13 protein-coding genes and 4 pseudogenes are annotated in these 23394 nt (G+C 70.9%); 4 read left to right on the top strand and 13 right to left on the bottom strand.

The features are described from left to right. The 8 genes and pseudogenes from ABD317_RS14215 to ABD317_RS14180 form a co-directional block, all read right to left on the bottom strand. The coding region (locus tag ABD317_RS14215) for an ALF repeat-containing protein (RefSeq protein WP_344290359.1) at positions 1 to 946 on the bottom strand (946 nt) is incomplete at its 3' end. A 173-nt stretch (positions 947 to 1119) separates the two neighbouring features. Next, positions 1120 to 2214, bottom strand: a complete 1095-nt coding sequence (locus ABD317_RS14210; protein ID WP_344290357.1) for a hypothetical protein — start codon at positions 2212 to 2214, stop codon at positions 1120 to 1122. A 146-nt stretch (positions 2215 to 2360) separates the two neighbouring features. Next, a complete protein-coding gene (locus ABD317_RS14205) occupies positions 2361 to 6329 on the bottom strand; it encodes a glycoside hydrolase domain-containing protein (RefSeq protein ID WP_344290355.1) in 3969 nt (1322 codons plus the stop codon). A gap of 247 nt (positions 6330 to 6576) precedes the next feature. After that, complete coding sequence (locus ABD317_RS14200) at positions 6577 to 7884, bottom strand: RICIN domain-containing protein (protein ID WP_425582364.1); 1308 nt, start codon at positions 7882 to 7884, stop codon at positions 6577 to 6579. Between the two features lie 95 nt (positions 7885 to 7979). Continuing rightward, positions 7980 to 9413 carry an endo-1,4-beta-xylanase gene (locus tag ABD317_RS14195; RefSeq protein ID WP_344290353.1) on the bottom strand — a complete coding sequence of 478 codons (1434 nt, stop codon included), beginning with the start codon at positions 9411 to 9413 and terminating at the stop codon, positions 7980 to 7982. A 233-nt stretch (positions 9414 to 9646) separates the two neighbouring features. Next, on the bottom strand, positions 9647 to 10750 hold the full coding sequence (locus ABD317_RS14190; RefSeq protein ID WP_344290352.1) for an RNA polymerase subunit sigma-70: 1104 nt from the start codon (positions 10748 to 10750) through the stop codon (positions 9647 to 9649). After that, a pseudogene (locus ABD317_RS14185) lies at positions 10729 to 10806 on the bottom strand (sigma factor); the annotation flags it as partial. The gene ABD317_RS14190 and the pseudogene ABD317_RS14185, both read right to left, overlap by 22 nt. Before the next feature lie 236 nt (positions 10807 to 11042). Next, on the bottom strand, positions 11043 to 12974 hold the full coding sequence (locus ABD317_RS14180; RefSeq protein WP_344290351.1) for a tetratricopeptide repeat protein: 1932 nt from the start codon (positions 12972 to 12974) through the stop codon (positions 11043 to 11045). Positions 12975 to 13467: 493 nt separating this feature from the next. Here ABD317_RS14180 and ABD317_RS14175 point away from each other — a divergent pair, with 493 nt between their 5' ends. The 4 genes from ABD317_RS14175 to ABD317_RS14160 all read left to right on the top strand — a co-directional run bounded on the left by ABD317_RS14175 (position 13468) and on the right by ABD317_RS14160 (position 20558). Continuing rightward, a complete protein-coding gene (locus tag ABD317_RS14175) occupies positions 13468 to 14463 on the top strand; it encodes a hypothetical protein (RefSeq protein WP_344290350.1) in 996 nt (331 codons plus the stop codon). Positions 14464 to 14748: 285 nt separating this feature from the next. Further along, positions 14749 to 15948: a serine hydrolase domain-containing protein gene (locus ABD317_RS14170; RefSeq protein WP_344290349.1), complete on the top strand. Its 1200-nt coding sequence runs from the start codon at positions 14749 to 14751 to the stop codon at positions 15946 to 15948. 133 nt (positions 15949 to 16081) lie between these two features. Next, the gene (locus ABD317_RS14165; protein WP_344290348.1) at positions 16082 to 17791 is read left to right on the top strand and encodes a sugar ABC transporter substrate-binding protein; all 1710 of its coding nucleotides are present in this window, start codon (positions 16082 to 16084) and stop codon (positions 17789 to 17791) included. Between the two features lie 862 nt (positions 17792 to 18653). Next, complete coding sequence (locus ABD317_RS14160; RefSeq protein WP_344290347.1) at positions 18654 to 20558, top strand: glycoside hydrolase family 9 protein; 1905 nt, start codon at positions 18654 to 18656, stop codon at positions 20556 to 20558. A gap of 199 nt (positions 20559 to 20757) precedes the next feature. Here ABD317_RS14160 and ABD317_RS14155 read toward each other — a convergent pair. The 5 genes and pseudogenes from ABD317_RS14155 to ABD317_RS14135 all read right to left on the bottom strand — a co-directional run. Continuing rightward, positions 20758 to 21117: pseudogene (locus ABD317_RS14155) on the bottom strand (ATP-binding protein); the annotation flags it as partial. A 47-nt stretch (positions 21118 to 21164) separates the two neighbouring features. Continuing rightward, a pseudogene (locus ABD317_RS14150) lies at positions 21165 to 21671 on the bottom strand (transposase); the annotation flags it as partial. 52 nt (positions 21672 to 21723) lie between these two features. Beyond that, positions 21724 to 22077, bottom strand: a pseudogene (locus ABD317_RS14145) (transposase); the annotation flags it as partial. A 316-nt stretch (positions 22078 to 22393) separates the two neighbouring features. Continuing rightward, positions 22394 to 22591: a hypothetical protein gene (locus ABD317_RS14140; protein ID WP_344290345.1), complete on the bottom strand. Its 198-nt coding sequence runs from the start codon at positions 22589 to 22591 to the stop codon at positions 22394 to 22396. Continuing rightward, complete coding sequence (locus ABD317_RS14135; RefSeq protein ID WP_344290344.1) at positions 22588 to 22974, bottom strand: hypothetical protein; 387 nt, start codon at positions 22972 to 22974, stop codon at positions 22588 to 22590. The genes ABD317_RS14140 and ABD317_RS14135 overlap by 4 nt, the downstream gene beginning before the upstream one ends. Positions 22975 to 23394: the final 420 nt, after the last annotated feature.

The raw sequence follows: 23394 nt of genomic DNA, 5'->3' as shown, positions 1-23394 counted from the left end.
CCCCGATCCCGGCGGCGCGGGCGGCACCGGCGGCGTTGTTCGCGGCCCGCGCCGACCGGCGCACGTCCCCCTCGGCGGCCGCCGCCTCCGCGGCGGCCTCCAGCGCGGCGGCCTTGGCCTTCGCGGCGGCCTCCTTCGCCTTCTCGGAGGCGGCGACGGCCTGCTCCGTGTTGAGCCTGGCCCTCTCGCCCTCGCGTGCCACGATCTCGACCAGCTGCGCGATCTTCGCGGCCTCTTCGTCGCGGGCGCGGGCGATGTACTGGCCGGAGACGAGGAACTGGTGGATCGCCTCGGGCGATCCGTCGTCGAGGGCGCGCTGCGCGTACTCCTTCACCCAGGGCGTGGCGGTCGCGAGGAGGTAGACGACCTCCACCCGCTCGTCCTCGTTCCTGGCCGTGTACTGGATGTCGTCCAGGAAGTCCCGCAGGGCGGTCTCGGTCCCCGCGTCCAGTGCCTCGGAGGCCTTCTGCCGGACCGTGCCGCCGGAGTTGTTCATGATGACGGTGACCGCGACCCGCAGGTCCTCCATCAGGGCGGGCTGGAAGCCGCCCGCCAGGTAGGCGGCGACCGCGTCGTCCCCGCCGGACAGGGCGGCGTCCGCCGAGGCCTGCACGGCCCGGTCGGCGTGGGGCAGCGCGGCGACGATGGCGAAGCGGTTGTCCTCCGCCCGCAGCACGGGCAGTTCGGTGGTGAGGAACGCGGAGACCGCGGCCGGCCCTCCGGTCAGGGCGACGGCCGCGGCCTCCCGCACCCGGCGTCCGCCGGTCTTGTACGCCCAGACCGCCTGCCCCCGTTCGGTGTCGGGCAGGCCGGTGTCCGTGCTGCCCGTGCCGGCGGCGTGGGCCGGTAAGGCGGACCAGGTGGCGATGGAGGGCAGAACGGGGGCCGCGGCGGTGCCGGCGATGGTGGCCAGCACCCGGCGTCTGTTCCATAAGGAGTGGGACAAGGCAGGCATCCTTCCCGTGGGCGATCCGAGGGGATGTGCGGATGCGGTGCCCCGACCACAGGGCGGGCCGTCGCGGTCGGTTGCCGCGCCGCATCCTGTGGGGGTACGCCGATTGACTGTACATGCCAAAAGCGCCGGGTGGCAGATCGACTGCGTGGGGTATGTCCCGGCGGTCAGGGCACGGGCGGCGCGGGGGCGCGGGAGGCGAGGGCGCCGAGGACTTGGTCGGTGGCCTGCCTGTCGACCGCCAGCAGAACCTCCCGGGCGCCGTCCCGGCACTCGATGAGGTGGGGTTTCGCCGGCCCGCCGGCGGGGTCGTCCGGGCGCGGGAAGCGCACCCGCAGCGGGGCCAGCGTGGGCGGCAGGTAGGCGCGGGGGCCGGGCAGCGGCTTCGGGTACGTGCCCCGCCGGACCGGGCCGGCGCCGGGGACGGAGGCCAGCATCCCGGGTGCGGCGACGAGATGGGTGTGCCCCGGCAGCGCGTACGGCACGTCGCCGAGGACCTTGCCGGGCACGACGACCTCGCCGTACGGCACCCGGGGCCGGACGGGGACCACCGGGCTCGGCGGCCGCTCAAGCCGCCGCTGCACGAAGGCGAGGCTCAGGGCGCCGGCGAGGACGACGGCGCCGGCGGCCGCGCAGGCGACCAGGGCCGACGCCATCGAGTCGGTCAGCTGCAGGGAGACGGCGAAGCCCGCCATCCCGTAGAACACCCCGGACACCAGGGGGATGGTCACGCGCCAGTCGTTGCGGATCCGGGGCCGCCCCGCGGTACGCCGGGCGTGCCGGGCCGCGACGGCGCAGCCCAGGCCGGCGGACGCCAGGGTGAGGCCGCCGCCGAACGGCAGCCGGTAGGCGGTCGACGGGTGGTCGCCGGTCTTCTGCCGCATGTCGCGGAAGGCCACTTCGCGGACGAGCCCGCGCCAGTAGACGGCGGTGACGGTGTCGCCGGGCCCGACGGCGTCGTAGACGTCCCCGCCGCCGAAGCCCCCTTCGTTCATCTTCACCCACTGCGGCGCCCGGCCGCCGCGGGAGAGCTGCAGGTGATGGCTGCCGGGCTTGCCCGAGCGGTACTCCCTGTCCGTGACGGCGACGGGCCCCTCCCAGCGGCACTCCGGCGCCGCCCGGCCGGCCGCACAGCGCGGGGCCGCCTCGTAGTCGCGGCTCTCCTGCAGCGCGCCGGGCAGCACGAGGCCGAGGACCCCGCCGCCGGCGAGCAGAAGCAGGCCGGCGAGGCCGGCGAGCAGCACCGTTCTTCTGGGTGACATGGTGGATGACAACGCGATTCCCCCGAGTACGTGCGGTCACTGCCCCGATTCTTGCATGGGCATGGACACGCCCGGCCGGGGAGGTTTGCCCTGCTCCAGTGAACGCGGCCGGCGCCCGGCGCGGCGGGCCGGGCGCCGGCCCTGCGTCAGAGTTCCCGGACGGCGACGGCGTCGTAGACCATCCAGGAGCCGGCCGCGTTGGTGAGGGTGACGGTGTTCCGGCCGGTGCGGAGCCGGTCGGCGGGGAGCGTGACGTCGAGGGTGCCGGGGCGGACGGGGCCGTCGGACCCGTCGCCCCAGTGGTAGCCCTCGCCGCCGCCCTTGGGGAGCGCGACGGTGGCCGGCGGCCCGTCGTTGAGGGAGACCTCCAGGGTCGGCGGGCCGGACTCGTGGATGTCGACGAGCCAGGCGGTGAGGGCCAGGTCGGCGGCGGGCGGCTGGTCGAGGTCGAAGCGGAGGGTGAAGGTGTGCGCCGTGGCACCGGCCCAGGCGTCGCTGGGACCGGGGTGGATGTAACTCCACCCGGTGGCGGGGTCGTCGGCGCCGACGGTGAAGTCGACGTCGTCGGGGAAGGCCGCGGGATAGTCGCCGTAGCGGTCCGGCGCCAGGGCGAACTCCCCGGTGGCCATGTCGTTGTCGCCGACCAGGGCCACCTTCCGGCTCACGGTCGCGGACACCGCACGGCCGACGTCGGCCTCCTCCCCCTGAGCGGTGAGCGTCAGGGACGTCCCGCCCGACGCATCCGCCGGCGGGGTGAGGGTGAACGTGGTCGTCACCCTGTCGCCGGCGGGCACGTCGAGCGATCGGACCGCGGGCTCGACCGCCCAGCCCTCGGGCGCCTCCAGGCTGACGTCGACGGCGTGCGCCCGGTCCACGTCGTTGCTGTTCACCTGCACCCGGACGGTCGACGGGGTGTCCTGCAGCAGGATCAGCCGCTCCGGGACGGTCTCGATCGACAGCACGGGTGCGACGTGGACGTACGTGATGGCGTCGGGTAGTTCGGTGCCGTCGGCGGCTCGGCCGCTGATCACGACGCGGTGCAGGCCGGACGGGGTGCCGTCGGCGACGCGGAGGGTGAGGTCCTGCTCGGCGGAGCCGTCGGCGGGTGCGGTGAGCCTGCCGCGGGCGGGGTGGACCTCGATGCCGGCGGGGGTACGGGCGCGCCAGGCGGCGGCGACGGGCCATCGGGTGAGGCTGCGTACGGCCAGGGTGAGGGCCCCGGTCTCGCCGGAGTCGACGCGGAGCGTGTCACGGTCGGCGTGGAGCACCGCGGGCGCCTCCGGCGACTTCGAGGGCGGCAGTTCCGCGACGCCCCAGTCCTTGTTGGGCTCCGGGCCCAGCCACAGCTCCAGGGTGCCGCCGGCGGCGAGCCTGTCGTGGTGGAACCAGGCGTTGTCGTGCCGCCGCCCGTTGAGGGCCGCGCCCTGGATGTACGTGTTCTCGGCGGAGTTGTCGTGCGTGACGATCCGGAACGTCCGGCCGCGGTAGTACTCCGGGTGCAGCCGGATGGTGACCGCGTCGAACACCGGCGAGGTGATGTCGTACACCGGACGCGGCAGGCTCGCCCCCGTCACCTCGAACAACCCCATCGCCATCAACGCGCTCATCGACCCCATCTGGCCCTGGTCCTCGTCGAAGTGGCCGTAGCCGTCGGTGGTCGAGATCGCGCCGTACGTCTTCTCCTTCACCTGGCGCACCCAGTACTGGGTCAACCACGGATGCCCCACGTAGTTGAACAGGTGCGCCACCTGCAGCCCGGGCTGGTTGCCGTAACTGACGTGGCCCTGCCCGTACTCGGCGATGAAGTTCGACTCGGCGGACTGCTCGAAGGCGTGGTTGAGCTTGTCGGCGTACGCCTTCCGCCCGCCGAGCCTGTTGGCGAGGGCGATGACGTCGTGCGAGGTGAACCAGGTCGCCTGCCAGGCCTTCGCCTCGACGAAGTCCTCGTGCGACAGCGGGTCGAAAGGATCGTGCCAGCGGCCGTTCATGCCGCGCGGCCGGATGAACCCGGTGGACCGGTCGAAGAGGTTGCCCCAGTTCCCGGACCGTTCGATGAGGAACGACCCCGCGTCGGTGTCGTCCCACACCTCGATCTCGTGCAGCCCCACGTGCGCGCCGGTGCCGCCGGTCGCCTCGAACCGCACCCAGCTCACCCGCCTGGGCCGGAACGCCACCACCCGGTCGCGTCCGTCCGGCGGAATGTCGTCCACCTTCAGCGACGAACCGTCGCTGAACCACAGCACCCCGGAGTTCACCCGCGAACCACCCTCGGCGCGGTCCCGGAGCACCACCTTGCGCACCCGCTTCCGCTCCGGCCAGCTCAGCCTGATCCACGGCCGCTGTTCCGTCGACGCCCACCCCACGTTCACCGGCTCGGTCACGCTGGAGCGCGCCGGCCGGCCGTCGACCGCCCGCACCCCCGCCAGGTTCGCGTCATTGACCTGCGAGGACACCGACACCTCGGCGAACTGCGCGACGTTGATCCCGGACTTCCCCAGCCGCCGCGCCAGCTGCCCCAGCGTCCAGTCCTGGAACGCGTACTCCAGCGTCTGCCCCGCCCCGCCTTCGAGCGGGCCGCCGCACACCTCGTTCGGCACGTATCCGAGGTCGAAGTAATGACGGGCACCGCCGCAGCTGCCCCAGCGCCCGTACTCGAACGAGCCGGCTTCGAAGAGGCCGCCGAGCGAGTGGGCGTCGAGCATGGCCTCGTACGCGAGGTCGATGTCGAAGTCCCGGATGCCCTTGTTCCAGGCGCCGCTGATGAACGAGGTCACCGGCGATCCGGTCATCACCCACGAGTAGTCGCCGGCCACCGGGCCGCGCGGCAGCAGCCCCCCGTCCTCGTACATCCGCAGCTGCGAGCGCACGATGCTGGAGTAGATCTCCGGATAGGCCAGCCCCAGGACGGTGTTGAGGTTCCACTGCGTCAGCCACAGCGCGTCGTAGTTGTACATCGCGAACCGCGGCACACCGCGGGCGTCCGACGGGATCCTCCTGACCTTGCGGTGCTGCCAGGTGTTGTCGAGGTACGTGCCGTCGGCGTCGCTGATCACGCTGCGTCCGCACAGCACGTGGAACAGGTCGGTGTAGAACTTCACCTGCTGGCGGTGGGTGCCCCCCTCGGCGTCGATCCGGCCGAGCAGCCGGTTCCAGTGCCGCTGCGAGGCCGCCCTGACCGCGTCGAAGTCCCAGCCGGGCAGCTCCGCCGCCAGGTTCTTCCGCGCCCCGGCCACGCCCGTGAAGGACAGCGCGACCTTGACCTGGACCTGCTCCCCCGCGCCGAGACCGGCGTAGCGGACGTAGAAGCCCGCGTCGTCGCCCTCGATCTCGTCGACCGCGGCACCACCGTCGACGAGCGCGCCGCCCGCCCACCCATGCAGGGAGTCGAAGGCCTTGTCGAACCGGATGCTGAAGAACAGCTGGTTGTGGTGCGCGGGGTAGGCGTCACCGCGCTGGAAGACGTAGCCCTCCACCTCGCGGTTGCTCCGCATGGTGATCCGGGCGTCCTTCATGAGCGCTTCGCCCAGCTGCCCGCCGAGGTTGACGACGATCTCGCTCCGACCGGCGCCGTCGTAGGTGTAGCGGTGCAGCCCGACCCGGTCGGTGCAGGTCAGCTCGGCGGTGATGCCGTACCGGTCCAGGTGCAGCCGGTGGTAGCCGGGCTCCGCCACCTCTCCGGCGTCGTGGTCCACGTACGACTGCCAGCCGGTGTCGCCCTCCAGCTTCGGCACCTCCTCCCCCGACGTCGGCATCACCTGCACGCCGGAGATCTGCCAGCAGTGCAGGTGGCTGAAGCCCTTGACCTGGTTCTCCTTGCGGAGGTAGCCCGTCCCCCGCGACGAGTGGGTGCTCGTGTCGGGGCGCAGCTTGACCAGGCCGAAGGGGTTGCTGGCCGACTGGAAGAAGAAGAACCGCCCCCGGTCGGACTCCACCCAGGGGTTCACGAGCCGCACGTGATCCCGGCCCGCCTGCCCCGCGGCGCCGCCCTCCACCGGCGCCGCCGCCCAGGCGCTGCCGGGTCCGTGGGCGCTGACCACACCGGCGCCCAGCACGCCGCCGGTGGACAGCAGGAGACGGCGGCGGGACATTCCGCCGGTGGTGTTCCTTGCAGGCATGGCAATCCCCTGTCGGTCGTTCGGTGTCGACGGGCCGGGCGGTGCGGGGGCACGGATGGTTATCGATAACATCCGTGGTGCGGTTGGACCGTAAGGGCCCCGCCCACCGTCGTCAAGGGGGTTGGCCGGCGGGCCGCGAACCCGCTGCTGCGCTGCCGGGAGGAGGGGAGAACGACCGAGTGCCGTCGCGTAGACGCGACGGAGTGGAGCCGGGTCCGTCCCGGCTCCACTCCATGACGCGGGGATGTCACTGGAACTGTGCGAAGAACCTCCAGATCTCTGTCTTGGTCCAGGTGGTGGCGCCGTTGTCGCCGCCGCCGTCGACCGGAGCGGGTGCGTGGCCGCCGTCGAACGCGGCCCACTGGACCGGGTATCCGGTGCTGCAGCCCGCGTAGGCGGTGGTGATGTGGGTTCGGCTGCCCTGCCCGGGCTCGGGCGGGCTCTGCGGGGTGCAGCCGTTGTTGCCGACGAACCTGTCGCGCAGGGACCGTCCCTGCGCGATGTTGAGGACGGAGTCGCTGATGCCGTGGATGCCGAAGTAGGCGACGGGCTGGCTGCCGCCGCTGCACCCGCTGATCTGGGCGCCGGAGATGACCGCGACGGCCCTGAAGTCGTCCGCCCGGGCGCACGCGAGCGCGTAGCTCATACCGCCGCCCCAGCTGAATCCGGTGGCGAACCGCTGTTCCGGATCGACGCAGAGGCCGCCCTCGATGCGCTGGATCATGTCGTCGGCGAAGGCGACGTCCTGACCGCCCGAGTTGGCCCAGCCGTTCCCGAGGCCCTGGGGGGCGACGAGGATCGCGCTGTTGTTGGACTGTTCCTGCTGGCCGTAGTAGGACCACGAGGTCCCGCTCGATCCGCCGGAGGCGACGTCGTTGGCGGTTCCGCCCCGCCAGTGGAACGCGAAGATCAGCCGGTAGGGGTGGCTGTTGTCGTAGTTGTCGGGAACCCTGAGGATGAAGCTGCGGCTCTGACCGCCGCTTTGGATCGTGTGCGTGCCGCTGGTCAGGGTCGGGGCGCTGCCGCATCCGCCGTCGCCGCCGCCGCCGTCGGACGACACCTTGATCATCTGCCACTGCTGGTGGGCGCCGCCGCCGTCGGTGTACTGGACGACGCTGGCGCCGTCGGCCGTGGAGCCGCCCTGCACCTCCACCGCCTTGCCGCTGTTGCGGTTGATCAGCCGGACGTGGTCCGCGTCGGAGTCGGCGAGGCGGAACTGCTGGTTGGCCCCGCCGTGGTCGGCCCACTGCTGGAGCGCGGCGCCGTCGGCGGTCGAGACTCCGGCCACGTCGAGGACCTTGCCCGAGTGCCGGGCCTGGAGCCGGTAGAAGCCGTCGCCGGAGTCCACGAACTGCCACTGCTGGTTGTTTCCGTCGTGGCGCGTCCACTGGTGGACCGGCGCGCCGTCGGCGGTGGACACGTCGGAGACGTCCAGCGCCTTGCCGCTGTTGCGGTTGACCAGGACGTACCAGGCGTCGGTGTCCACGGTCGCCGCCCCGGCGGACGCCGGGTTCACCACGGCGAGCATGCCCATCGCGAGGGTCGCCGCCACCAGAGCGGCGATCCGGGACCACCAGCGATCTCTTCGTGACGGGGCGGAGGAGGCCGCACCGTAGGTCTTCATCGGTTCACCCTTTCGGTCGGGGCGACTCAGGTGCGGGTCCACAGCTGGTTGCTGCCGTTCGTGCAGGAGTAGAGCTGGATCCGGGTGCCGTTGGCGGTGCCGGTTCCGACGGCGTCGAGGCAGAGGCCGGACTGGACGCCGACGATGGATCCGTCGGAGTTGACGCGCCATTTCTGGTTGTCGCCGCCCCAGCAGCTGTAGATCTGGACTCTGGCGCCGTTGCCGGTGCCGTCGGCGTCCAGGCACTTGTCGCCGTAGACCCTCAGCTCGCCGGCGTCGGTGGCGGTCCACTGCTGGTTGGTGCCGCCGTGGCAGTCCCACAGCTGGATCTGGGTGCCGTCGGCGGTGCTGGCGTTCGGCACGTCCAGGCAGCGGCCAGAACCGACGCCCCTGATCTGACTCCCGTCGCCCCCGGGCGGTGTGGAGTCATCGCCGTTGAGGGCGTCGAGGACGGCGTTGTACGCGGGCTTCTTGTTGCCGTTGCCGTCGAACAGCAGCGGCGTCTGCTCCGACCGCCAGGAGTCGGTGTCGCGCACGCCCCAGACGGTGATGCCGAGGCAGCGGTCGACGGCCAGGCAGTCGTTGACCACGTTGGCGTACGTCGTGGGCGAGGCGCCCTGGATGTCGAGCTCGGTGATGGCGACATCGACGCCGAGGTCGGCGAAACTCTGCAGCGTGGTGCGGTAGTTGCTGTTGTACGGGCTGTTGTTGTTGAAGTGCGACTGGAAGCCGACGCAGTCGATCGGCACGCCGCGCTGCTTGAAGTCCCGGACCATGGCGTACACGGCCTGGGTCTTGGCCCAGTCCCAGTTGTCGGTGTTGTAGTCGTTGTAGCAGAGCTTGGCGTCGGGGTCGGCGGCGCGGGCGGTGCGGAAGGCGTCCTCGATCCAGTCGTTGCCGGTGCGCTGCAGGTTGGAGTCGCGCCGTGCGCCCGAGCCGCCGTCGGCGAACGCCTCGTTCACGACGTCCCACTCGGCGATCCTGCCCTTGTAGTGGGCCATCACGCCGTTGATGTGGTCTCTCATCGCCTGGCGCAGATCGCCGCCGCTGAGGCTCTGCATCCAGCCGGGCTGCTGGGAGTGCCAGGCCAGGGTGTGGCCGCGCACCTGCTTGCCGTTCTGCACCGCCCAGTTGAAGACGCGGTCGGCGTTGGAGAAGTTGAACTGGCCCCGCTGCGGCTCGGTGGCGTCGATCTTCATCGCGTTCTCGGCCGTCACCGAGTTGAACTCGCGGTTCGCGATCGACGTGTACTGCGAGTCGCCCAGCCTGCCCGCGGCGATGGCGGCGCCGAAGTAGCGGCCGCTCTGCGCCGCCGCGGCGCCGAGCGTGCTCTCGGCGGACTGCGCGGGCGGCGGCGCGGCCAGCGTGGCGACCGTGGCGAGGGCGGTGACGACCAGCGCCAGCAGCAGGCCGCGGAGCGTCCGGCGGGGACCGGGTCTGGGAAGGGCATACGAGCCCATGACTGTGCCTCCAAGCGTAGAGATCACGAAGACTGAAGCGCAGGGGAGTGCGTCGTCCGCTCCCACGCGGCAGAGGTGGCACTGGTGCTGTGGTGCCCGGAGCTGTCGTGCGGCGGTACGTGGGGATCTGCCGTGCGGTGCAGATGACTCAGGGCCGACGGAGTTCGAGGTTCGAAATCCCGAACTACGACCAGCCCCTCAGACAAGGATGATTGAGGGGTGACGGTGCATCGTCAACACTTCCCGCACAAGAACTTTCTGCCTCGGGCCCGAAAATTTCGCAACCTCGGCGGGGCGGACGAGGAGCCGCCACATCGCCGATTCCGCCGTCGACGGACAGCACACGAGGCCAGCCCAGGTCGGGGCGGTACGCCGCCGCCGAGCTGCTTGCTACCAGATCGACACCGGCCGTCACCGAGGACCTCGTACTCCCGGCTCGCGGCGTCGGAACATCCGGGAATTCTTCGAAAGATTTTCGACTCTGTCCCCACGACCGGGCGGACACTCGACGGGCAGACCGAAGTGACGGAACAGGCCGGCGTCGAGAAGGCGACGATCCGGGTGATCAGCATGTCGTCGACCGTGAGGACGTGGACGGCATGCGCCCAGTGCACGCCGTCGGTGCCGCGCCGGTACGCAGCGACGGCCGGCTGCCCGTTGGCGCGCGTGGGCAGGAGCCGCAGCCCGCCCGGATCGGCGAGCACCCGGGACCCGACGAAGCCCGCGACGGCGTCCCGCCCCCGGAACCACATCGGGAACGGCGGCATCCCGAACCGGGCGTCCTCCCGCAGCAACTGCACCAACTTGCTGACGTCGGCGGTCTCGAAGGCCGACACGTAGGCGTCGAGCAGGTTCCGCAGCCGGAGTTCCGACGGTTCGCCGACCTCGGACTCCAGGGGCGGCCTGCTGGCCAGCCGGGCCCGGGCGCGCTGCAGGACGCTCTTGACCGCGGCGGTCGAGATGCCGAGCAGGTCGGCCACCTCGGCGGCCCGCCAGGCGAGGACGTCGCGCAGAACGAGCACGGCGCGCTGTCTCGGAGGCAGCAGTTGCAGCGCCGCGACGAACGCGAGCCGCAGGGTCTCACGGGACTCGACGGCCGACGCCGGGTCGCGGAGGTCCGCCTGCGCCGGCGCGGTCGGAAACGGCTGCACCCAGTCGGTGCCGGTTCGGTGCGGGGCGTCGGGCACGTCGAGGTCGTTGCCCGGGCCCGCCAGTCCGGACGGCAGCGGTCTGCGGGCGCGCTGTGCGGCGGCCGTGTCAGGCAGGCGTTGGTGGCGATCCGGTACAGCCAGGTGCGTACGGAGGACCGGTGCTCGAAGGACGCGTACGACCGCCACGCACGCAGGTAGACGTCCTGGACGACGTCCTCGGCCTCGTCGATGGAGCCGAGCATGCGGTAGCAGTACGCCAGCAGCTCACGCCGGAAGCCGACGGTGGCGTCGGTGAAGTCCGCACAGCCCGGCCCGGTGGGCGGCGCGGACTCCTGGGCAGCCTCATGGGCATATGTCGTCATGCTGAGACAGACCGTGGACCGGCCCGGCGCGGGAGAGACCAACGGCCCGACTCCCCGGCGGGACTCCCCGCCTCAGGAGCGCCGCGCGGTCGCCGCGTCGCGTCGTGCGGCGGCGATCAGCGCTGCAGGCGTTTCAGGACCGATTGTCTGCCGTCCCGTAGCCAGGACGTGTCCGGCAGGACCTGCAGGCCCTCGTCGTAGCAGGCCAACGCCTCTTCCAGACGCCCGAGTGCCGCCAGGGCGGCTCCCTTCCGCCCCCATGCCGTGGCCCGCCAGTCGTCGTCGTGCTCCGCCGCCGCGATGGCGCGGTCGTAGCAGGCCAGTTCCTCTTCGTCGGATCCGTGCAGCTTGCCGTGGATCAGGCCCTTGTGCACCAGCAGCTCGGCCAGGTCCCCGGCCAGGCGCAGCGCCTTCTCGCAGTACTCCCCGGCCTGTTCGTAGCGTTCGAGCCGGTACGCCGCGAGTGTGAGGTTGCACCAGACGCTCGGATCGTCCGGCTCGAGGTCGTCCGCCCGCCGCAGGACGTCGAGGGCCTCCGCGGGGCGCGACAGGAGCAGCAGCGTGTTGCCCTTGTTGGCGAGTGCCAGGGCCGAGCGGGGTGCGACGGCCAGGGCGCGGTCGAGGTCCGCAAGGGCGTCGGCGTGCCGGTACTGCCGGCCTCGTAGCATGGCCCGGATCACCAGGATGCCCGGGTCACGCGGGCGTAGCTCGACGGCTCGGGAGGCCGCCTCCTCCGCCTCCTCGAAGCGTTCCAGGTCGGCCAGTGCGTTGGCCTTGCTCCCCCACACGTTGCCGATGTCGGGGCGCAGTTCCAGGGCGCGGTCGTAGCACTCCAGAGCGTCCTCGTGGCGCTTCTCGGAGAGGAGCTGATTCCCGCGGTTCAGCCACGCGCTCGGCTCCTCCGGGTTCAGCTCGACGGCGCGATCGTAGGCGGCCAGCGCTTCGTCGGCTCTGTGCAACCGGCCCAGGGCCATACCGTTCACCTGCCACAGCTTGCTGCGGACGACGTCGCCGTCCCCGTCCCGCTCGGCCGTGCGCAGTCCCTCGCACGCCTCGGTCAGGGCTTCGTCGAAGCGGTCCAGGTGGATGAGGCCCACCGCCCTGGACACGTACTCCTCGGCGGTCAGGAGCGGCGACTCGGGGGGCGGCGGTGCGGGGCGGCCGAGCGCCTGCCGGTACGCCCCGTCCAGCAGCTCGCGTACGGCCGCGAAGTCGGGCGGGCGGTTCTCCCGGTCCGGTTCGGTGCACGCGCGGATCAGCCGGTAGAGCCGGGTGCGGCGGGTGCGCCAGCCGGTGGTGCGGTCGACGTACGCCTTGGCGCGCCCATCGCCGGGCGGCAGCACGCCGGTGACCATCTGGAAGAGCACCACGCCGAACGCGTAGACGTCGGCGCGGGTGTCGAGGGCGGCGCCGGGGACGTACTGCTCGGGGGCCATGTAGCGCGGCGTTCCGGCCACCGACGTGTGCGACGCCGGCGTGTCGGGCGGCGGTTCGCCGGGACGGGGGAGGTCGGCGTCGCCGGGGTCGAAGGCGCGGGCCAGGCCGAAGTCGGTGACGCGCAGGGTGTGGTCGCTCGTCAGCAGGCAGTTCGCCGGTTTGACGTCGCGGTGCACCAGGCGCAGTTGGTCGTGGGCGTGGCGAAGCCCGTCGCAGAGGTGCCGGGCGAACCGCAGGGCGCGGGCGGGCGGGAGCGCGCCGGCCGCCAGCAGACGGGCCAGGTCGCCGCCCTCGGCGTACTCGGTGACCACACAGGGCAGCCCCTCGATCCACTCCACGTGCTCGGCGGAGGCGATGTGCCGGTGCGGGCGCAGCCGTACCCAGGTCAGCGCCTCACGCTCGAAGCGCGCCCGGTCCTCGTCGCTCCACAGCAGCCGGGCGTCGTAGGTCTTGAGCACCCTGCGCGCGCCGGTGTCGCTGGCGCGTACCACGTAGACGACACCGAATCCACCGCGGCGTACGTCCAGCACGGTCCAGTGGCCGATGTGCCGCTGGCTGGCCAGCCGCTGGCCGACCCGGAAGTTCTCCCGCTTCGGTTGGCCCTGATCCATAGCCTCCACCCTGCCGCACGAAGGGTTGCGAAGAGTGTCTGTTCTTATTCGCCGTATCTTAAATAGATGCGGCTCTCCGGGGACGCCGACGTGAACAACATCAGCGTGGGAAGGCCGACGAGCACGGCCCGGCCCGGTCGCTGCCGGGCGCAGCCGACCGCGGCTCAGGCGTCCTTCGACACGTCTGCGTAGCGCAGGTCGTTCTCGACGTGGACGTCGTCGGGCGCCTGACGATGCGTGTCTGCTCGATAAGGTCGTTCACCACAGGCTCGGGTCGTGGAGCGGAGCGAGGGAACGGGTGCATCTCAGCTGTACGCGCCGATGTCGAATCTGCTGACCGAACGACTCTCCGGCAAGTGACGACGGAGGGCGACGGTGCTGTTCATCTTCCACGACCCTCACGACCCCATGAACCCGCCGCGGAACGCACGCTGTACGTACGAGCGAAGCAAGGTGTCGAGGCCATCGCACGGGCGGAAGGATGGGCACGCGATTGAACAGGATCGCCGCGGACTCGCTGTATGCGGTGTCGTACCGCTCCGCCTGGGGTGCGGACCCGGACGGCCCTCTCGGGCACCTGCTCATCCGCCGGCTCGATGACCACCAGGTCGTCGCAGAGACTCCGGCGAGGAGCGAGCAGGAAGCGCGGGCGCTGATCGCTGCGGCCGAGGCGGACGTGCGGGGCCCGGCCGACGTCTTCGAGAGCACGTACGGGATCGGCGCGGACCGTGCCGCCGATCCCGGTCCCGACGTGACCCGGCGGGACGTGCTGCGCGTCCCGGGGCCCGAACCGGAGCGGAACCGCGGCGAGCGCATCGCCACCGTCGATGAGCGCCTCACCGTGTTCCCGCACGCTCGGGACGTGTTCGTCACCGACCAGCGGCACCTCGCGCAGTGCCTGCATCCGCTCGTGTCGATCGAGCTGAGCGCGGTCGACTCCTCCCTGCGCGGGTGCGTCCATCTCCTCAGCCCGGTCGCCGACCTGAGCGAAGAAGCGGAGGCCGGCAGCGACGGCACGACGCCGAACTGGCTCTTGTTCCACGTCGACGAGAACGGGCTCTACCGGCTGCGGGGAAACCCCGACCTGCTCGCCGAGGACTCGATCACGCACAGCTCACCCGCCCACCCCGAGGCCCAGAACCAGTTCGACGCGACGAGGGCACGCTGGGAGCGGTACGGAGTGCTGGTCTGGGGCGAGACGGACGACCCCACCCGGCAGCGCGAGGGCTGGGGCACGGACATCGCCGTAGTCGACCTGCTCGGCGGCGACCCCGGCGGCGGCAACTGGACCGCCTTCCCACCGCCCGCCGGGCTCACCCTCGACACCGACAACGCCGTCCCCCTCCTGCGACTCGACCGCGGACGACGACCGTTCACCTTCGTCGCGGCCACCGCCGGATACCCGTGGCGGCCCGAAGGCGCGGACGCGATCCTGCTGTTCTTCGAGCCGTACACCCGCACCGCGGCGCTCACGTACGACTGGAACTGACCCGCGGATGGCGCGGCCTCGCATCGAGAGGGAGAACGTCACCGCAGGCGGAGGTGGTCTGGTGCAGCCACGGAAGCCCCCAGGGAGACGAAACCTGGGGCACCGGTGCTCGTAGCCACCAGCGTGGAACCACCTGAATCGAATCTGCAACGGCCATGGGTGCCGGAGACGGTCTGACGGGGGGATAGCCCGACCACGAGCCCGGGTGATCACCCCATCCCTCCAGCACGCGCCCCCGGGCATCGTGGGATCAGACCGGGAAATGGACGATCAAGGACGGGCAACGTGATCAAGCACAAGCGTACGCTCGGTGGCACACTCACCCTGGCCGTAGCCCTCGGTGTCACGGCGGCCGCACTGCCGGGCAACGCCGCCGCCGAAGCCACCACCAGCGCAGTCACCGCCGGAGCGCCCGCCAACGCCGCCGCCGACGAAGCTCGGCTGCGTGCACTCCTGCACAGGCTGACCACCGTCGACGGCGCCCCCGGAGCGCTCGTCGAGGTACGGGACCGGCGCGGCAGCACCGTGCTGACCGACGGTGTCGCGAACGTCAAGAGCCACGCGCCGGTGCACCGTAACAGCAGATTCCGGATCGGCAGTATGACCAAGACGTTCACGGCGACGACCATGCTGCAGTTGGTGGGAGAGCATCGCGTCGACCTGGACGCGCGCGTCGAACGCTACCTCCCCGGCGTCGTCCGCGGCCACGGCAACGACGGTCGGGCGATCACCGTCCGCCAGCTGCTCCAGCACACCAGCGGCCTGCCCGACTTCCTCGACTACTTCAACCCGCTGGAGGTCCTCAACGACCCGCTGGCCCATCACGATCCCCTCGACCTGGTGAACATCGCGCTCGCCCACCCGCCGACCTTCGAACCGGGCACTGGCTGGAGCTACTCCAACACGGGCTACCTGCTGGCCGGCATGATCATCGAAGAGGTGACCGGCAACACCTACGGAGAGGAGATCCAGCGGCGCATCATCGAGCCGCTCGGCCTGTGCGAGACGTCTGTGCCGGGTGACGCCTCGGCGATTCCCGGACCGCACCCGCGCGGGTACGTGCGCCCGGGCGAGGACGCACCGCTCACAGACATCACCCGAATCAACCCCTCGGTCGGAGGCGCGGCCGGCGGGATGATCTCCAGCGGTACCGACGTCAACCGGTTCCTGAGCGCGCTCGTACGCGGCAAGCTGCTGCACCCGGCCCAGCTCAAGGAGATGATGACGACCCGCCCGACCGGCGGCTCGGACGGCCGGGCGTACGGCCTCGGTCTGGAGAGCAAGCCGTTGCCCAGCGGCGGCCTCTACTGGGGGCACACCGGTGACTTCCTCGGATACGAGACGGCCGCCGGCACCACGATCAACGGCAGGCAGGCCACGGTCATGGTGAACCTCGGCCCGGGGAACTCGGACGCCCAGAGCGACGACATCCAGGCAGCCGTCGAGACAGCGCTGTCCGGGGCCCGTTCCCCGGTCTCCGAGTAGCACCCGCCGACCGGTGGCGGCAGTACAGGAGCTCGGCCCGACTGTCGCCGCACCGGTCCGCGCAGGCCCGCCAAAGCCAGCTTCCGACCTCGAACTTCTCGCGAAGACGCAGGTGCCTGGGTATGGTGCGGCAATGCGGTCACTTGACTACGCGGCGGCGTTGCCGTTCCTGAGTAACGTCGAAGTCATCGCCTCCACCGTCGTCGCCGTCTGTACCGCGATCACGGGAGTCGTCGCTCTCGCACGCGCCATCCGTTCCAACCAACGGACAGTGCGGGCGAAAAGCCTCAAGATTGGCTGGCAGGTCGATTCAGGCCCCGACTCGACAGGTGCCCTCGTCCTCAACGAGTCCCAGGCGACGTTTCAGAAGTTAGTCATCACCGTCACTTGCGGCCCACGCCTGCGTACGGCACGCAAGGACATCGCCCTTCTCAAGGCAGGCGACGAGCATCTGTGGCCGAGCGACGACGTCCACAGTTCGGTGAGGACCAGGCCGTCTCCCACGGATGCCTCGACCAGGCACCACGGCACGCCGCACAATGTGCAGATCACCTTCCGGGACGGCAAAGGCTACTGGTCCAGAAGCGATGAGCGGCTCGACCGGGTGCGGTCGCTGGTGGTCTGGGCGGAGCGGACACGGGCTCGCACTCTGGCCAGATACTTTGGGTCTTCCAGTCCTTTCCGCAGAACGTACGCCGTCTCCGTCAAGGTGGAGTCGTTCGACCGCACCGAGGCGCTGGAAGAAGCGCTCTCAAGACTCGTCGCGACTGGTCGCCCACCACGCGGCTACCAGGTTCCGGATGTGGTGGCCGGGCCGCATGACTGGATCGGGCGCGTCGTGCGGGAAGGCTCGGTACTCGAGCCGCCGTTCAGCCCTGCAGGGCTGGCTCGAATCTCCCCTGTCGCTGTGGCAGCACTCACCAGCCAGGAACAGCTCTACGCGATACCGTACGTCTTCGACAGCGTGGCTCTGATCCGCAACAACGCGCTTGTGGGCAGCGGTCCGATGCCGACGACGTTCGGCGAGACCATCCGCGCCGGTAACGCGGTTGTCGAAGCCAGAGGAATCGAGGACGGCGCCGGAGTCGCGCTCCAGGTCGGATCCCCCGATCCAGCGGGGAATGCTGGCGATCCGTACCACATGTGGCCACTGTTCTCCAGCTGCGGCGGGACGTTCTTCGGCCTGCGCAGGACTCCCTCCGAAGGGGGCGGCAACGACAGGTTCGAGGACATCTCAGTCTGGCGCGAGAACTTCGTGAACGCGTTCGTTCAGCTAAGCAAGCTCGGCACCGGTCCGGGCGGGAACGGCGCGCTGAACCCGGACATCGGCCGCGCGGAAGCATTGCCGCTCTTCTTGGAGGGGCGCGCCCCGTTTCTGGTCTGCTCGTCACGTGCCCTCGCCTCGATCAAGGACAAGCGCCTGGACGTGAGCGTCGCCGCGATACCTCCGTTGGGTGACAGGCAAGCCGTGTCGATGGTCTCGGTGTACGGCTTCTACATCTACCGGGACGCACCGAATGTTCCCGCGGCACGCGACCTGGTGACCTCCTATCTGTCCCAACCGGACGCGGGTGAAGACCTCAACAAGCTTCAGCAACTGGTACCCGTACAGGAGGAGGCGATGCGCACCGTCGCCGCCCGGGACGCGGTCCTGCGTCCGTACATCGGTCAGTGTGACGACGGCCAAGTGATGCCGTCGTGGCCGGAGATGCGTGCGGCGTGGCAGCTCCTCGGACAGACCGAGTACAAGGTGCTGGCCGGCGAGGGCGACCCGCGTGCCGTGGCCGGGGAAGCCGCCGAGGCCGGATGGGAGCTACTCCAGGAGGCACGCCGCTCCGAGTAGCGAGCCCCCGAAGCGCTCGGCCGACGCGGTCGTTTAACACTGTCCGCGTATACCCCGCACCGGCTCGCCGTTCAGCACTCGCCAGCCGAAATCCAGCCACGGTATCGGAACCGGGGCGACCCGCATTCAGGCCGCCCTGGGGACAAGGGCTGTCGGTGCTTGGAACGCTTCGGACTGTCCTGCGCGGTTTCGTCCTCCTGAGGTGATCAGTGTCCGTTCGTCCCTGGTCTGGTGCGGCAGTACCCAAGCTCACGGCCCAGATGGCGCAGGCCAGCAACCAACGCGGCACCACGGCGATGCCCCGACCCATGTGCCTCACCGGCAGCCGAGCTGGTGAACGAAGACGGGCCGACCGACGAAGAGAGGTACGCCCCCACACACGGGACAAGCCTGCGCACCCTTCACCTGCCCGGCGACCATTTCGACCTGCTCGTGCCGAAAGACCTCATCGAGGGCACCCCACTTCCCGCGGCACTCCTCCGCACCACGCCCCCGTCCACCTGGTGGTCCCAGGTCTGTCGGCGGTACCGGTTCAAGGCCCATTGACAGGGGTGCGGGGCGCTGGTTCGGCCGGGCGTCGTCATTGACGTGGGCATGGTGTCACAGGCACCATGAGGTACGCCGTTTGGGAGCGCTCCCATACGTTGAGACGGCCGGGACAGCCGCCTCCTCGCGACGCTCTCGCCGACCACGGAACGAGAAGGGCCGCCGCATGCACCCTCCCGCCTCCGCCTCACCTCACCGCAAAGCCCGCCTCCGTCACCCGGATCGCGGGGACCGACGCCGGCGGGGCAGGGGCGCGCGGGGCAGGGGCGCGCGGGGCGCGGGCCGGGCCGGGTTCGCCATCGGGCTGGCCGCCGCCGTGGTGTTCGGCGGCGGCGGCCTGGTCGCGCCGCCCGCGGCGGCCGCCGCCGAGGCCCCTGAGGCGGGGTTCAACTACGCCGAGGCGCTGCAGAAGTCGATGTTCTTCTACGAGGCCCAGCGCTCCGGCGACCTTCCGGAGGACAACCGCGTCTCCTGGCGCGGCGACTCCGCCCTCGACGACGGCTCCGACGTCGGCCTGGACCTCACCGGCGGGTGGTACGACGCCGGCGACCACGTGAAGTTCGGCTTCCCCATGGCGTTCAGCACCACCCTCCTCGCCTGGGGCGGGCTGGCCGCGCAGGACGGCTACGAGCAGTCGGGGCAGCTCGCGTACCTCAAGGACAACCTGCGCTGGGTCAACGACTACTTCATCCGCGCCCACCCCGAGCCCGACGTCCTCTACGCCCAGGTCGGCGACGGCGACGCAGACCACCGCTGGTGGGGACCGGCCGAGGTGATGCCCATGGAGCGGCCGGCCTACCGCGTGCACCCCGGCTGCCCCGGCTCGGACGTCGCCGCCGAGACCGCCGCCGCCATGGCGTCGTCCTCGCTGCTCTTCTCCGCCGACGACCCGTCGTACGCCGCCACCCTCGTCCGGCACGCCGAGCAGCTCTACGACTTCGCCGACACCCACCGCGGCGTCTACTCCGACTGCGTACCCGCCGGCAACTTCTACCGCTCCTGGTCCGGCTACCAGGACGAGCTGGTCTGGGGCGCGTACTGGCTCTACAAGGCGACCGGCGACGACGCCTACCTGGCCAAGGCCGAGAGCGAGTACGACCATCTCAGCACCGAGCCGCAGACCGACACCCGCAGCTACCGCTGGACCCTGGCCTGGGACGACAAGTCCTACGGCGCCTACGCCCTGCTGGCCATGGAGACCGGCGACGAGCGCTACGTCCAGGACGCCAACCGCTGGCTGGACTTCTGGACCACCGGCGTGAACGGCCAGCGCGTGCCGTACTCACCCGGCGGCCAGGCCGTCCTCGACACCTGGGGCTCCCTGCGCTACGCCGCCAACACCGCCTTCGTCGCCCTCGTCTACGGCGACTGGCTCGCCGCCGCCGACCCCGACCGGGCCGAGCGCTACCGCGCCTTCGGTGAGCGCCAGATCGACTACGCCCTCGGCGACAACCCCCGCGGCTCCAGCTACGTCGTCGGCTTCGGCGCCAACCCGCCGCGCAACCCGCACCACCGCACCGCCCACGGCTCGTGGACCGACCAGATCACCTCTCCCGAGACCAACCGGCACGTCCTCTACGGGGCCCTGGTCGGCGGCCCCTCCGGCCCCAACGACCAGTACACCGACAGCCGCCAGGACTACGTCGCCAACGAGGTCGCCACCGACTACAACTCCGGCCTCTCCGGCGCCCTCGCCACCCTCGTCGAGCGGTACGGCGGCAGCCCGCTGCCCGACTTCCCGCAGGCCGAGGAGCCGGACGGCCCGGAGATGTACGTCGAGGCGTCCCTGAACGCCCAGGGCGCGGGCTTCACCGAGGTCAAGGCCACCGTCCGCAACCGCAGCGGCTTCCCCGCACGGACGCTGGACCAGGGCACCTTCCGCTACTGGTTCACCCTCGACGAGGGCGTGGCCCCCGCGGACCTCACCCTGTTCTCCGGCTACAGCGAGTGCCCGTCGCCGCTGCGCGGCCCCTTCCAGGCCGAGGGCGACCTGTACTACGTGGAACTGGACTGCACCGGGAAGGAGATCTTCCCCGGCGGCCAGTCCCAGCACCGCGCCGAAGTACAGTTCCGCATCACCGGGGGCGCCGGCTGGGATCCCACCAACGACTGGTCGTACCAGGGCCTCACCACCCAACCGGCCGCAGCCGAGAACATCGCCCTGTACGACGCGCAGGAGCAGGTCTGGGGCAAGGAACCGCCGCCCGCCCCGGGCAGTTAGCCAGAGGTGTCGCGAGCCCTCCAGGGCTGTCATCCCAGCAACGTCCCGGCACGGGACTCACGACAGAGTACGAGAGGACTCGGGATCGCCAACGCTCCACGACAGCGCTGGCAAGGGGCCGAGGTCCGAGGGACTTATCCGCAACGTCTGCGGCTCCGTCGCGCTCACGAACTCCCACGCCTCGCCCGCCAACCGCTACTCACAGCGGCCAAACGATCAGTGAATCACCGGGGCCGTAGGTTGTATCGAGGCCCGGAGATTCGACGCCGCTGCGCGGGACCGCCACGACTGGAACGGGTTCGTCGGTGAGGGCGGCCCGGTGCCGATCGAGAGCTGCCAGGTTGTGCCGGTCGAAGGGGGACTGCTCCAGCCAGTTGATGGAGCCGAGGAAGAGCAGCGGAGTGCGGTCCGCACCAAGATATCGATCTCGACGTCGTTGGTGCGAGTCCAGTAACCGCCCACCGCGGGGGCTGCCGGGAGCTGGTCGTCGGGCAGGCTCAACCGCCCGGCCGTGCGGGCCGGTCCAGCCCTCCCGGATCCGCACCACGGCCAGAGCCCCGCCCTCGTCCTCCATCCGTCAGATCAGCCTCAGAAGCCACCCAGGAATCGAAGAGCAGGAACGTCGGCGTACTCGCGGGCCAGGTGCCGCGCGATCTGCTGCGGTGACCACTTCTCGGTGAGCTTCTCGCGCACCAGCGTCCGCAGCGGTCCGCTGCTGCGGAGCTTCTCCTCCTTGGGCCGCTGACGCCGAAGCAGGGCCTGGTTGTGTGCCCACCAGGGGTGGTAGCTGCCGTCGGACTTCGCGTTGCGCTTGATCTCGCGGTAGACAGTCTGAAAGCTCTTGCCGATCGACGCGGCGATCGTCTTGACGGTCTGCTTCGCGTGCAGCCCATCGGCGATGGCGATACGGTCCTGCTGGGTCAGGAAGCGCGGCGAGATCGGGCCGGGGTCAGGGACGGTCATGCTCCCAGCTTCGATGAACCAGTGGGATCCACAGCTGGCGGACACCCCGACCACCCGAGCGGCCGCGGCTCCCTTGTATCCCTCGCGCAGCAACTCGAAGTAGCGCTGCTTCACCGCTGTCGGCATCTTGTTGGGCGGGTACTTCGGCATCCGAACGCTCTCCTTCCGAGGCGTTCGCAACCACCAATAGAACTCAAGCCGCATCCAGCGGCCGGTTCTGCCACTCAGCCATGCCGTCCATCACGCTGTCGGTGATCGTGGTGATGGTCGACTCCGACACACTTGCGCCGTAGACCTCGGCCAGGTGGGCGGAGATCTCGCCGTGCGTGAGGCCCTTGGCGGACAGCGGCAGCACTATCTCGTCCACGCCGGACAGCCGCCGCTGCCGCTTCTTCACGATCTGCGGCTCGAAGCTGCCCCCGACGTCCCGCGGGACGCTGATCCCGACCGGGCCGGCACCGGTGGTCACAGCCTCGGCCCGCCGGCCACTGCGGGAGTTGCCACCGTCCCGACCGGCCGCCTCATGCTTCTCGTAGCCCAGGTGGTCGGTCATCTCCCCGGAGCCACGGTACTGCGTGGGCTATACGTTGGAGCGGAACACCGGGCGCACAGGTTTGACCTGCGGACTCACCGGAGAGTCGGACTGGATCCAGCCGGGATCCAGCCACCGGAAACGGCGGGGTCCCTGACCCCGTTTGCACTGGATACACGGCCCGCCGAGGGCCCACCCTGCGCCCATGACTCGCGGAGGATCGCGCCCGGGATCAGCCTCGCCCGGCACTCGTCCGGGTGGTGGTCATCGGGTCATCGGCCGTGCGTCGGGGGGCAGAGAGGAGAGGGGGGCGGGCGTCACCCGGCCCTGCCGGGCCGGTTCAGGAACGGGTGCCGGCCATGGCCGCTTCGACCAGGTCATGGCCCAGGTCGAGGCGGATCCCGTCCGGGTTGCTCAGGTTGTAGCCGGCGTACCAGCCGGCGTCGGCCTCCGGGTGCGGCCCGACGACGGCGACGCGCCCCTCGCCGTATGGGGCGAGGACCGCGGCCGGCAGGGCGTTGTCGTACGTGGCGATCACGGTGGCGGTGGCGGCCTCGTCGGCCAGCTTGAAGTAGGGCCCGTCTCCTGGAAGTACATGTGCCGCCGCCGGCCGGGCCAGCGGACGGGGATGACGGTGTCCGCCGCCGTGTGCACCGACGCGTCCGGGGAGGCGATGTACGCGTCGGTGTCACCGGGCAGGAGGCCGAAGCCGGGGCTGCGGCCGGCCAGGTAGGCGCCCATGCAGAAGCCGAGATAGCGGCCTCCGCCGCGCACCCGGCGGCTGAGCGGACCGGCGAAGGCACGCATCTCCCGCCAGGCGGCCGTCACGTCGTCACCGCCGCCCGGCTGGGCGTAGATATCCGCCTTTCCCAGTGCCGACGCCGTCAGCGGCACGTCCTCGCCGGGGCCGCAGTACCGCACAAGCGGGGCCGACGGCGAACCTGTACGGTGAACCCTCCGGTTGTCAAGTACACCGCGGGCGTCGTCCAGACTGCTGGCGGCCAGGGTCTTGCCGTCGGAGACCGGCGACAAGGAGCGCATCGTCCTCGGCGGCCTCTACCTGCGGAAGCTCTGCAGCCTGAACGTCCTCGCCGGCGCCCGCATGCCCGGCGGGCGCAGTCGCGCAGCAGCCCGGCTTACGCCTGGGCCGACTCACGGCAGCCCCCGGCCAGGGCGAAGGCCGCGCTTGCGGCCCGGTAGTTTTCTGCCGCATCACACCCGCTCGACTCCGCGCACACCCCGGTCGCTGCGTGCACGCTTGAGCTTCGAGTACCACCGGGCCCGCGTGCGGTCGCCCTCGGTGCCGGCGATGCGGTGGAAGACCATGCCGATGGCGGTCTC

Source organism: Streptomyces synnematoformans, assembly GCF_039531005.1.
GTDB lineage: Bacteria > Actinomycetota > Actinomycetes > Streptomycetales > Streptomycetaceae > Streptomyces > Streptomyces synnematoformans.
Note: the sequence above shows the minus strand (reverse complement) of the source record. Positions and strands in the feature narration are given on the sequence as shown.